Source organism: Alteromonas pelagimontana (assembly GCF_002499975.2).
In the GTDB taxonomy this organism is placed as follows: Bacteria; Pseudomonadota; Gammaproteobacteria; order Enterobacterales; family Alteromonadaceae; genus Alteromonas; species Alteromonas pelagimontana.
Genome location: NZ_CP052766.1, coordinates 2742228 through 2753726 on the forward strand (window position 1 = coordinate 2742228; position 11499 = coordinate 2753726).

General features: G+C 46.9%; 12 protein-coding genes. 5 read left to right on the forward strand and 7 right to left on the reverse strand.

Features of this window, described 5'->3' with window-relative positions; all coding sequences use genetic code 11:
* Nucleotides 1-194: 194 nt before the first annotated feature.
* Nucleotides 195-1064 (reverse strand): virulence factor BrkB family protein, encoded by an 870-nt coding sequence (locus CA267_RS12030; protein WP_097349107.1) that lies wholly within the window; start codon nucleotides 1062-1064, stop codon nucleotides 195-197.
* 104 nt (nucleotides 1065-1168) lie between these two features.
* Nucleotides 1169-2059, reverse strand: a complete 891-nt coding sequence (gene metF, locus CA267_RS12035) for a methylenetetrahydrofolate reductase (RefSeq protein ID WP_075607203.1) — start codon at nucleotides 2057-2059, stop codon at nucleotides 1169-1171.
* A gap of 148 nt (nucleotides 2060-2207) precedes the next feature.
* On the opposite strand from metF, the gene metJ reads away from it, so the two are divergent.
* On the forward strand, nucleotides 2208-2528 hold the full coding sequence (gene metJ / locus CA267_RS12040) for a met regulon transcriptional regulator MetJ (RefSeq protein ID WP_075607204.1): 321 nt from the start codon (nucleotides 2208-2210) through the stop codon (nucleotides 2526-2528).
* A gap of 151 nt (nucleotides 2529-2679) precedes the next feature.
* Here the strand turns inward: metJ and CA267_RS12045 are convergent, their stop codons facing one another.
* Both CA267_RS12045 and rpmE read right to left on the reverse strand, forming a co-directional pair.
* Nucleotides 2680-3924, reverse strand: a complete 1245-nt coding sequence (locus tag CA267_RS12045) for a malic enzyme-like NAD(P)-binding protein (protein WP_075607205.1) — start codon at nucleotides 3922-3924, stop codon at nucleotides 2680-2682.
* A gap of 386 nt (nucleotides 3925-4310) precedes the next feature.
* Complete coding sequence (rpmE, locus tag CA267_RS12050) at nucleotides 4311-4523, reverse strand: 50S ribosomal protein L31 (protein ID WP_075607206.1); 213 nt, start codon at nucleotides 4521-4523, stop codon at nucleotides 4311-4313.
* Between the two features lie 252 nt (nucleotides 4524-4775).
* On the opposite strand from rpmE, the gene priA reads away from it, so the two are divergent.
* From priA to hslU, 4 genes are all read left to right on the forward strand, one after another.
* Nucleotides 4776-6950, forward strand: coding sequence for a primosomal protein N' (gene priA, locus CA267_RS12055; RefSeq protein ID WP_075607207.1), 2175 nt, complete (start codon nucleotides 4776-4778; stop codon nucleotides 6948-6950).
* Nucleotides 6951-7145: 195 nt separating this feature from the next.
* Nucleotides 7146-7712 carry an SPOR domain-containing protein gene (locus CA267_RS12060; RefSeq protein WP_075607208.1) on the forward strand — a complete coding sequence of 189 codons (567 nt, stop codon included), beginning with the start codon at nucleotides 7146-7148 and terminating at the stop codon, nucleotides 7710-7712.
* 171 nt (nucleotides 7713-7883) lie between these two features.
* A complete protein-coding gene (gene hslV / locus CA267_RS12065) occupies nucleotides 7884-8408 on the forward strand; it encodes an ATP-dependent protease subunit HslV (RefSeq protein ID WP_075607209.1) in 525 nt (174 codons plus the stop codon).
* Nucleotides 8409-8466: 58 nt separating this feature from the next.
* Complete coding sequence (gene hslU, locus CA267_RS12070) at nucleotides 8467-9795, forward strand: HslU--HslV peptidase ATPase subunit (protein ID WP_075607210.1); 1329 nt, start codon at nucleotides 8467-8469, stop codon at nucleotides 9793-9795.
* 146 nt (nucleotides 9796-9941) lie between these two features.
* Here hslU and CA267_RS12075 read toward each other — a convergent pair whose 3' ends face one another.
* The 3 genes from CA267_RS12075 to CA267_RS12085 all read right to left on the reverse strand — a co-directional run bounded on the left by CA267_RS12075 (nucleotide 9942) and on the right by CA267_RS12085 (nucleotide 11489).
* Complete coding sequence (locus tag CA267_RS12075) at nucleotides 9942-10856, reverse strand: ATP-grasp domain-containing protein (protein WP_075607211.1); 915 nt, start codon at nucleotides 10854-10856, stop codon at nucleotides 9942-9944.
* A gap of 77 nt (nucleotides 10857-10933) precedes the next feature.
* Nucleotides 10934-11128 carry a hypothetical protein gene (locus CA267_RS12080; protein WP_075607212.1) on the reverse strand — a complete coding sequence of 65 codons (195 nt, stop codon included), beginning with the start codon at nucleotides 11126-11128 and terminating at the stop codon, nucleotides 10934-10936.
* Between the two features lie 55 nt (nucleotides 11129-11183).
* Entirely contained in the window at nucleotides 11184-11489 is a 306-nt protein-coding gene (locus CA267_RS12085; RefSeq protein ID WP_075607213.1) for a hypothetical protein, read from the reverse strand.
* Nucleotides 11490-11499 lie beyond the last annotated feature (10 nt).

Sequence of the window (11499 nt, forward strand, 5' to 3'; positions counted from 1 at the left end):
ATTGGACTGACCTTTGCTGCCCGAATGTTGTTCTAACTAATCGCGGCGAATACTAAGATACTTATTCAGTCAGGCATATTGTGAGCAACAATTAGCAAGACAGAGTTATGAAGAACCTTTCGGGCAGTGCTTGCGTGCAAGCACTGAAAACCACAAAGAGCAAAAGGTCCTCAAATAGGGTACCTAACGATGTACTACTTTGGTACTAGCTCGTCGGGTTCCTCTGTTGTATCGCTTTTCTTTCCACCGTACACATCAGCCAGGCTGCAGGTGAATTCCGCGCCTAGCAATACTACAATCCACGAAATATAAACCCATAGAAATAGTATGGGAACCACAGCCAAGGCTCCATAAATTACCTGATAACCGGCAAAACTCGTGACATAAATGGCAAATCCTTTCTTGGTAATTTCAAAGCAGACGGTTGCCAATACCGCACCGGTTAAGGCTAAACTTGGCTTTACCCGACGATTAGGAACCAGCATGTAAAGGATCACAAACGTGAGAAAAGTGGCAAGACTGGGCACAAGTTTTAAAAAGAAGGTACTAAAACCGGGCGAGTACTCATCGGCAAATGAGGCAAACCCTGCTAAATAAGAACTTATTATTACACTTGAGCCAATTAACATAGGGCCTAGCGTAATAACCATCCAATAGATGGCAAAGGTATAAACAATAGGGCGTTCTGTCTTAGTGCGCCAAATACGGTTTAGGGTTTTATCGACGTTCGATATTAGTAACAACGCTACCACTAACAACGACAAAATTCCGATAGCGCCCATTTCTGAAGCATTACCTACGAAGTCTGTAAGATACTTATGGACGACATCACTGGCAGTGGGCACAAAATTCGAAAAAATGAATTGTTCCATCTTACTGCGAACTGAGGCAAATGCAGGAAATGCAGACATAATGGTAAAGGTTACCATTACAAAAGGTACCAGTGACAATAAAGTCACATAGGCGAGGTGCCCGGCGGAAATGGTGATATTGTCATGCATGCACCGCTTATAGAATATTTTTCCAAAATTCCCTATGTGCGGCTTGGTTTTGTGCCATATCATTGACAGACGATTATCACTCACCATTCGCTCCTGAAACATTGCAGAAATTGCCCAGCACAGTGTAACGGCTGGTGAGGTTAGGGCAAACGCTTTTCCTTTGCTTTTTAATTTTTTTGCCGCCGCAAACCTAGCATATGGCAAATCGCGTAACTGAGCTCGCTGCGGTTCAGGGTGTAAAAATGGAAATGCTTCACGCCTTCTTTCGCCATTACTTTCACCATTTCCATAGCAATATTGGCACCAAGTAAATTGCGCGTCGCCTGATCGTCTTCATCCAGGCCTTCATACATTTTATGTAGCCAGCCCGGAACATGAACATTGGTAAAACCGGCAAACTTGATTAGGGTCTGATAATTAGTTACAGGTAAGATACCCGGCACCAAATCAATGTCGATGCCTGCAGCAGCAGCACGGTCGCGATATCGCAGAAAGACGCTGGTGTCGAAAAAAAACTGCGTAATGGCTTCTGATGCACCCGCTTCCGCTTTACGTTTTAAATTAAGTAAATCAAATTGCGCATTGGGGGCTTCAGGATGCTTTTCTGGATACGCGGCCACAGAGATATCGAAATCGGCAACATCTTTGAGCAACGTGACAAGATCTGACGCATACATTTCGGTTTTGCTGAGCCCTGGTGGTAAATCGCCTCGCAAGGCGACGATGCGACGAATGCCGGAGTCCCAGTAGTCTTTCGCAATTTGTTTAAGCTCATCACGGGTAGCGTCGACACAAGTAAGGTGTGGCGCCGCAGTGACACCGGTCTGCTGATGTATACGCTTTACCACGTCATGAGTGCGATCTCTTTCACCGCTGTTTGCGCCATACGTGACCGACATATAAGCGGGCTTCAGCGGAGCCAGGCGTTCAACCGATTTCCATAATGTCTGCTCCATTTTCTCCGAATTAGGCGGAAAAAACTCAAACGACACTTCTATATCGCGTAATTCAGATAGCGATTGGTTCAGGGCATCAATCCCTTGAGCATAGGAAACCATAATACATGCACTCTAATAGACGTTTAGACGTCTAAACTACGGAATAAATGTCTAGACGTCAAGCTGTTTACACTGCTGAATTGACCTTTTCGCTACATTGTTTAGAATTTCAGCTCATAATATAAGAAATAGTAGTCTGAGAACTCGAATGGCAGAATGGAACGGTAAATATATTCATCCCTACGCAGAGCATGGGAAGAAAAGTGAACAAGTGAAAAAGGTCACGGTATCAATACCCATTAAGGTATTAAAGGAATTAACTGATGAGCGCACCCGCAGACAAATTAATAATCTGCGGCATGCCACCAACTCCGAATTGCTGTGTGAAGCGTTTCTACATGCTTTCACCGGCCAGCCTTTGCCGAATGATGATGATCTGCGCAAAGACAACCCGAACCGTATTCCTTCGGTAGCCCGCCAAATGATGGAAGAAATGGGTATTGACCCTGCGGTGGATGATGAAGAATAGCGAATTTTACATGCAGACAAACGGCATGGTTGTGCTCACATTATTGTAATGTTTTGCGGGAAGCGCTGCGGATGATCTTAATGCAATAACAGTGGTAGATTTTGCGCCACCTTGCTCAAGGTGGCGTCTATGCGCCGTTTATATTGTCCGGTTATTTCATGTAGTTTTCGGTTAAAGATTCGACACGGGCAACACCTGATCTAATTGCGGCGTTTGCCACGGCTGTGGCAATTTGCGAACACAGTCTTGGGTCCATTGGCTTGGGAATAATGTATTCTTTACCGAAGGATAATGTTTTGGAGCGGCTGGCTTTCAATACTTCTTCTGGAACAGGCTCTTTTGTAATGGCACGAATGGCTTCTACTGCTGCTACTTTCATTTCGTCATTAATGGCTGAGGCTCGCACATCCAGCGCGCCCCGGAATATAAACGGAAAACACAGCACGTTGTTTACCTGATTGGGGTAATCGGAACGGCCCGTAGCCATAATTAAATCAGAACGTACTGCATGGGCTAATTCTGGCTTAATTTCCGGATCCGGATTGGAGCACGCAAATACAATTGGATTAGCGGCCATAAGCGCCAGCGTTTCTGGCGGTAATACGTCAGGTCCTGACACGCCCACAAAAATATCCGCGCCGTCCATTACATCTTCCAGCGTACGCTTATCGGTATTGTTCGCGAACAGGGCCTTATGCTCAGTCAGGCCCTCGCGGCGAGTGTGGATAACCCCTTTACGGTCGAGCATATAAATTCGCTCCCGCTGGGCACCGCATTTTATCAGTAGCTCCATGCATGCTACAGCTGCAGCGCCGGCGCCCATGCACACAATTTTTACGTCCTGAATATTCTTCCCTTGAATTTCCAGCGCATTCAACATTCCAGCAGCAGTCACAATGGCGGTGCCATGTTGGTCGTCATGAAAAACGGGAATTTTACAGCGTTTGATTAGCTCTTGCTCAATTTCAAAACATTCGGGCGCTTTAATGTCTTCTAGATTAATACCGCCGAATGTGTCGGCGATATTTGCCACCGTGTTGATAAATTCTTCAGTGGTGCGATGTTTGACTTCTATGTCAATGGCATCAAGGCCTGCGAAGCGCTTGAACAGTAATGCTTTACCTTCCATTACCGGTTTTGATGCGAGAGGACCAAGATTGCCAAGCCCAAGAATCGCGGTGCCGTTGGTGATAACGGCGACCATATTTCCTTTCGCGGTATAGCGATATGCAGCTTCTGGATCTTCCGCAATTTCTTTAACTGGCTCAGCCACGCCCGGACTATAAGCCAAAGCAAGATCATCAACACTATCTGCGGGCTTTGATAACTCAACCCGAATTTTGCCTGGGGTAGGATAAGCATGATAATCGAGAGCGCGTTGTCTAAAATCTGACATTATTTCCAGTGTCCTTTAATGAGGGTTTGAGGTTTCGCCAATCCGTCACAGTTTTCAGCAGCTTGAGGGCGGCTTTGGTTCCGTGTTTAGAATAAGCCAACACGCGTTACGCCATATATAGAACGCCCAGCACGTTGTTTTTCGAGCAACTGTACCACAGCACTATTCATAGCACATATCTGATGAGGATGTTTCCTTTCAATTCTCGCTGAGTGATGTAAGCAGGTGGCAAGCTTGCAGCCGATATTGCTATACATGGAGTGTAGGATAATTATTTCGTCTGGTGCGGGGGCGCGAGGAGGAAGATATTGCCTAACGCTGATTGGAAAAAACAACAGAGATAAAAAAAGCGCCATAAGGCGCTTTTCTTTGAAACGGATTGAGGCTTATTTTTTGGCCAAAGCACCGAAACGCTTTTTAAAGCGGTCTACACGACCACCGGTATCAACGTTACGTTGTTTACCAGTATAGAACGGGTGACAGTTTGAACATACGTCCAAGTTTAAATCTTTACCTAAAGTAGAACGAACTTCAATAACGTTACCGCAAGAACAAGTTGCAGTCATTTTTTCGTATGTAGGATGAATATCTTGTTTCATGGGTTACCTCAGAATCAGGCCGTATCGCAATCCAGCCCGAAGCTGAACACCATACGCAACTTATATTAAATACAAGACTTGAAACAGCCTTGCCGTAAAGAGCGGCGCATATTAATGTATGGCGCCTTCCCGATCAAGGGATTTTGCAATTAAGTTGATGAAAATCTAATCGCTATTCCCCCCGCACAGGATTGGGTATAGTTAACTAAATAGTGCCGGCTGTGCTGGTTTTCAAGGGGAGTGAGCGGCAATATGGCATTTATCGAGGTCGCAGTACCAGTACCTCTGAGGCAAACTTTCACTTACTTTTCAGATAGGACACTTGTGCCAGGTTTACGGGTGTTGGTGCCATTCGGCAATCGCGAGCTTATTGGGGTAGTAATAAAAGACGCCCCCAGACCGGCTTCACCAGAAAAAATAAAGCCCATTAAAAAAATTTATGATGAGCAACCTGTGCTTGATGGATTGCTCCTCTCACTCTGCCACTGGCTGTCACAATACTACCACCATCCGGTTGGTGAAGTAGCTCATACGATGCTGCCGGTGCTACTGCGCAAAGGGGAATCTGCGCAACCGCAACCCATGCAGTTTTACAAAGTTGCCAACAGCGTAGATGTCGAAACATTGCACACCTTGAAACGCGCGAAGAAGCAGTACGCCTTGATAATGGCGTTGCAGGAAAGCCCGTTAGAGCTGTCATTGCTACGGGAGCAGTATTCCGCCTCAATAATTAACGCAGTCAAAGAAAAAGGCCTAATCGAAACCTTTGAAAAGCCAGCCAGTATCGAAGATAAATCATGGTTGGGAAAGCTGAAGATAGCTGAAAGACCGGTGCCCGATCCCGAACAGGCCATTGCTGTCACGGCGATTAATCAGCAAACCGGAAAGTTTGCGCCATTTCTGCTTGAAGGCGTAACAGGTAGCGGAAAAACCGAAGTTTATCTACAAGCCATTGAGCCAGTACTTCAGGCGGGTAAACAGGTGTTAATTCTGGTGCCGGAGATTGGGTTAACGCCCCAAACGGTGGATCGCTTTCGTCAACGCTTTGGCATAGAAGTAGGGGTTTTGCACTCGCAGCTCAATGACAGCGCCAGACTAAGAGTGTGGCAGCAAGCGCGTGATGGCGAGCTGGGAATTATTATTGGCACTCGTTCAGCTATTTTTACCCCACTTAAATATCCCGGCATGTTAATTGTTGATGAAGAACATGACGAATCATTTAAGCAGCAGGATGGGCTGCGTTATCACGCGCGGGATCTTGCAGTCATGCGTGCGCAGGAATCGCAGATGCCGCTGGTAATGGGTACCGCCACGCCATCGCTGGAAACATTACAGAATGCGCTGGGAAAACGGTATGGTCACCTTCAGCTCACGCGTAGAGCCGGTGGCGCGCAAGTCACTCGCCAGCATATTCTGGATATAAAAGATCAACCCGTGCGTTTTGGTATTGCTGAGGGAATGTTAAAGATTATTCGCCAACATCTTGAGCAGGGGAATCAGGTGCTGGTGTTTATTAATCGGCGGGGATTTGCGCCTGCAATTCTGTGCCATCATTGCGGCGAGGTAGAACAATGTCATCGTTGTGAGCGACCCTTTACCGTGCATCGTGGTCATCGCCGCTTACAGTGCCATCACTGTGGTGCCACCAGACCAATACCTTCATCCTGCTCTCATTGCCACAGCCCGGATTTAGTAACCGAAGGGGTGGGAACTGAGCAACTTGAGCAAGGTTTAACGCAGTTGTTTCCTAATGCGTCGCAGGTGCGAATCGACAGCGATTCGGTACGGGGAAAAGATAAGTTGCAGCAAATATTGCAGGATATTAATCAGCAAAAATACCAGTTACTGATAGGCACGCAAATCCTGTCTAAAGGACATCATTTTCCTCACGTTACGCTGGTAGTGGTACTTGATTGCGATGGTGCGTTATTTAGCGCAGATTTTCGGGCGGCCGAAAAGCTGGCACAGTTGATCACCCAGCTTGCCGGGCGTGCGGGGCGAGCCACTAAGCCAGGTGAAATGTGGTTACAAAGCCATAATCCGGCTCACCCGCTGTTACAGGACTTGGTGCAAAACGGCTATCACCATTTTGCGAGGCACGCTTTGTTAGAAAGAAAAATGGCGCTGCTGCCACCGTTTCAGTCTCAGATCTTGTTGCGCGCAGAGGCAGTTCAAGCCGAGCAGGCGTTTACATTTTTGCAGCAGGCAAGACAGTATCTGGAAGATGCGCAATTGCAAGTAATGGGGCCCATGCCCAGTTTGATGGAAAAACGCCAAGGCCGATATCGGTTCATTTTAGTTGCCCAGGCCGCGCATCGAAAGCCGCTTCACAATGTGGTTCGGCTGGCACTTCCGGCAATAGCTGCTCAGCCGTTAGCCAGTCGAGTACGCTGGGCGCTGGATGTCGATCCTACAGATTTTACATAGTTTGCAGTGGCATAGAGTTTTTGCGTAATATCCGGGCAGCATTTTACGCTTATAACGGTTACACTGGAGCCGCGGTTATCAGTGAATCTTGTCTCTTTGCTTAGTCATTAACGTTTACGCGCTGTCGCACGAGCGGCAAAATGAGACAATGGCTACTGCATATAAATTTTCATTAAGTAGGAATGAGTGCCATTTATGGCTCAACGTGATTATGTTTCTCGTGGTCGAGCACCACAAAACAATAAAAATAGAAAAAAGAAACCCCCTAACAAGAGAGACGCCGGGCCACCTTCTGTGCCGTGGGTAAAAGTTGTCATTGTGTTTGCATTGCTTATCGGCTTTGGTGTTTTTTTATGGTCGATCAAAGATAATGCTGAGCCGCAAGCCGACGGCCCGGTTTCGGTGCTTCCCACACCCACGCCCAAAGAAGAACTTCCTGAGTTGCCTGAAGAAGAGTGGGAATATATAAAAACTTTGCCCGGCTATGAAGTAGAGGTGGAAGTCGCCGAGAGAGAGAAATCCGATAAGCTCTATTTGCTACAGTGTGGATCGTTTCGTACTCGCTCTCAGGCTGAAGAAATGAAAGCTAATATCGCTTTTCAAGGACTGGAAGCACAAATTCGACCCAGTTCAGGGAGTAATGGCGACTGGTTTCGCGTGATCCTTGGCCCACTGCAGAGTAAACGTGACGCAGAGGCGGCTAAGCACACCTTACGTAAAATAAATATTACTACCTGTATGATTCTGTACTGGAATCTCTAAACTTCTTGTCTACTCAGGGTTCTGGTGATCCACCTGCCAGAACCTTCTGTCACCCGCAAAAATTAAATTAGCCTTGAAAAACCCCGCCTGCGCCCCACTTAGTTTTCATCGAATTAGAGATTAGCTCTGGCGTTTCATTTATCCGAGCATAACCCAAGACGGGGAAAACAAGTGACAACGATAGTATCAGTAAGACGAGACAATCAGGTTGTAATGGCTGGCGACGGTCAGGTGTCGCTGGGAAATACAGTCATGAAAGGGAACGCCCGTAAGGTGCGTCGCCTTTATCATAATAAAATTCTGGCCGGTTTTGCAGGTGGTACCGCCGATGCTTTCACACTCTTTGAGCGCTTTGAGGCTAAGCTGGAAGCACATCAGGGGCATTTAACGCGGGCGGCTGTAGAACTGGCTAAAGATTGGCGGACCGACCGTGCCTTACGCCGCTTGGAAGCGCTGTTGGCAGTGGCCGACGAAACAGCCTCATTTATTATTACCGGCAACGGCGATGTAGTGCAGCCCGAAAACGATCTGATTGCTATTGGATCGGGCGGTCCCTTTGCGCAGGCTGCGGCTACCGCCTTGCTGGAGAACTCACAACTCAGCGCAAAAGATATTGCTGAAAAAAGTTTAAATATCGCCGGTGACATTTGTGTGTTTACCAACCATAGTCAAACCATAGAAGTGCTGGATTATTAATTAGCAGGCAGCATGGGTATGCCGGTTATCGGCCAACAAGAGTAGATAAGGGTTTTGCATGTCTGAAATGACACCTAGAGAAATAGTTCACGAGCTGGACCGTCATATTATCGGCCAGCAGGATGCCAAACGCGCAGTTTCTATTGCACTTCGCAATCGCTGGCGGCGTATGCAGTTACCTGACGAATTGCGTCAGGAAGTGACGCCGAAAAATATATTAATGATAGGCCCCACTGGCGTGGGAAAAACTGAAATTGCCCGCCGCTTGGCAAAATTGGCGAATGCTCCGTTCATTAAAGTTGAAGCAACCAAGTTCACAGAAGTTGGGTATGTGGGCAAGGAAGTCGAGTCCATTATCCGTGATCTGGCCGATATCGCAGTTAAAATGACCAAAGAACAGGAAATGGCCAAGGTAAAATATCGTGCTGAAGAAGCGGCTGAAGATCGCATTCTGGATGTGCTGTTACCTCCACCGGAAAATGCCTGGGGACAAAAAGATAAGCAGGAAGATCGCGGCACCAGGCAAAACTTTCGTAAGAAGTTACGGCAGGGCGAACTGGACGACAAAGAGATTGAAATCGATATTGCATTGCCGCAGATGGGCGTAGAAATTATGGCGCCTCCTGGTATGGAAGATATGACTAACCAGTTGCAAAGCATGTTTCAAAATCTTTCGGGTTCGCAGAAAAAAAAGAAAACGCTGAAGATCAAAGAGGCGTTTAAGCTGTTGATTGAAGAAGAGGCTGCGCGTCTGGTCAATCAGGAAGATTTAAAAGAAAAAGCTATTGAAGCCGTGGAGCAGCACGGCATTGTTTTTGTGGATGAGATTGACAAAATCTGTAAGCGCGAAGGCAATACCTCAGGCGACGTTTCTCGGGAAGGCGTACAGCGGGATTTACTGCCGCTGGTGGAAGGCTCAACGGTGTCCACCAAACATGGTATGGTAAAAACCGATCATATATTGTTTATTGCCTCCGGCGCTTTCCAAATGAGTAAACCCTCGGATCTAATTCCTGAACTACAGGGTCGTTTGCCCATTCGTGTTGAACTGACAGCGCTGGAAGTAGGCGATTTCGTCCGTATACTAACTGAACCCAATGCGTCTTTGACGGAACAGTATCGAGCGTTAATGGCCACTGAAGGTGTGACGGTGGAGTTTACCGAGTCGGGCATCCAGCGCATTGCAGAAGCAGCGTGGCGGGTCAATGAGCGCACGGAAAACATTGGTGCCCGACGTTTGCACACGGTTCTGGAACGGCTAATGGAAGATATCTCATTTGATGCTTCAGAAAAACACGGTCAGTCCTTTTCAATTGATGCTGAGTACGTGAATTCACATCTTGAATCTTTAGTAGATAACGAAGACCTAAGCCGTTTCATCCTGTAGATTCTTGTAGGTTGAGACGTTACAAAAAAGCCGCGATAGGACGTAATTCTATAGTTGGACTATTCAATTGCAGAGTCACCTCTTAACCGCGGCTTTTGTTTTTATTTAGCTTGGTTATCGTTGCAACAACTGTAGTGTCTATTCCGCTAGGCTTCTTCGGTTGCGGTAAGTAGCCTCACCAGGTTTTCTGTAAGCGGGAAGCCGGTGGTACGCTCAATATAAACAAAATAAGGGCAGGGGTTGGCCTCTAAGAAATAGTAACACCCGTTACTATCTCGTCGCCAGTCGATTGCACACCACACCATTCCTAACGCTTTACATACGGCCACTGCCTGCGCACAAACATGGCGCGGCGTTTCGTGAATTACTGCTGTCACCTTGGGGTCGTCGCGATAATCGGTATATTGGCTGTAGATTTCTACGCTGTAGGTGACATCGCCAAATACATAAGTGCGGATATCGGCGCCAGACACGTAAGCCTGTAAAGTCACTGGAGATAATGCCAGCGCCTTCACTAAATAAGCGTGGGACTGGTGCTTTCGTGAAGCAAGCTGAGCGGTGGCACCGCCGTGCACAGGTTTAATGATGACTTCATCATGTTCATTAAAGAAGCTCATCGATTGTAGTGGTGAGTTGCCGATGTAAGTAGCGGGAATGGGTATACCTAAGCGATAAACATGATTAAGCTGCAGCGGTTTGCTTTGATGGTAACGTATGGCACCGACACCATTTACCCAGCGAATAGACGGGCAATAAAATAGAGTGTTCAGCGCACTCGCAGCATCCTGAGACGCAATAGCTTGCTGTGAACTCGTCAACTGAGTATTCGCTGATACAGGATTAAACTTATGCCAATACGCTGCGGCTATTTCATTAAATCTTATGTTTTTGTCCGCTATTGCTAACGTGCCATTTGCGTTTGTAGGTTCCCAACTCAAAGCTATTGCTGATGGATACAACCGTGTATCCAGAATGATCGGAGTATGTCGTTGAGCCTCAAGCGCTGCGGCAACGTGCAGTATCTGGTAGTCATCATGCTGGCCGAGTAAAAGAATATTCATGGCAAAATGTATCGTCCTGGAAACAAAAGAGAACCAGCACCATTGTTTTCTCTATGATGCTGGTCAGCCACAAAGACTTAAAAAGTTTCGAGATCGGGCAGTTTGCCTCCATCTTCCCCAATAGCCAAAGTTATGTAATAAGGTGGTTCAACGGGACGAATTACCGGATTCAACGATGCATCAATCAGTTTATGTCTAGAGATATTTCCTCCCGCAACAGCGGCAGTATCGGCGTCGGTAAGATGGTTTTCACTAAAAAATGGATGACTCATAGTCTCGCTCCTTGAGGTTAAAATTATGGTTTATCTGCATCCATTGCAGATAACGTTATAGTACTGTTTTTTGTGTCTCCGTCGCCTGTCCGGAAGACGGGATCTCGTTTCTGATGTGTGGCTTCAGGTATGGAGATTGCGAAACAGCATCGGATTGTCCCTGCAAGTAGCAGGACAACATGCATTCACGTAAGCTGATTATCCAGCACACGTTGAACGTCACTCCCACTACCCACATATTCGGAACATTGCGGGTCATAAGATAATAAATGAAGCAGCATACTGAGGCTGCCAGCATCGGCATCAGTGCACTGATAACAAACAGCTCGGCTTCAAACTCAACCGTTTTATTAAAGCGCATAAAGATACTT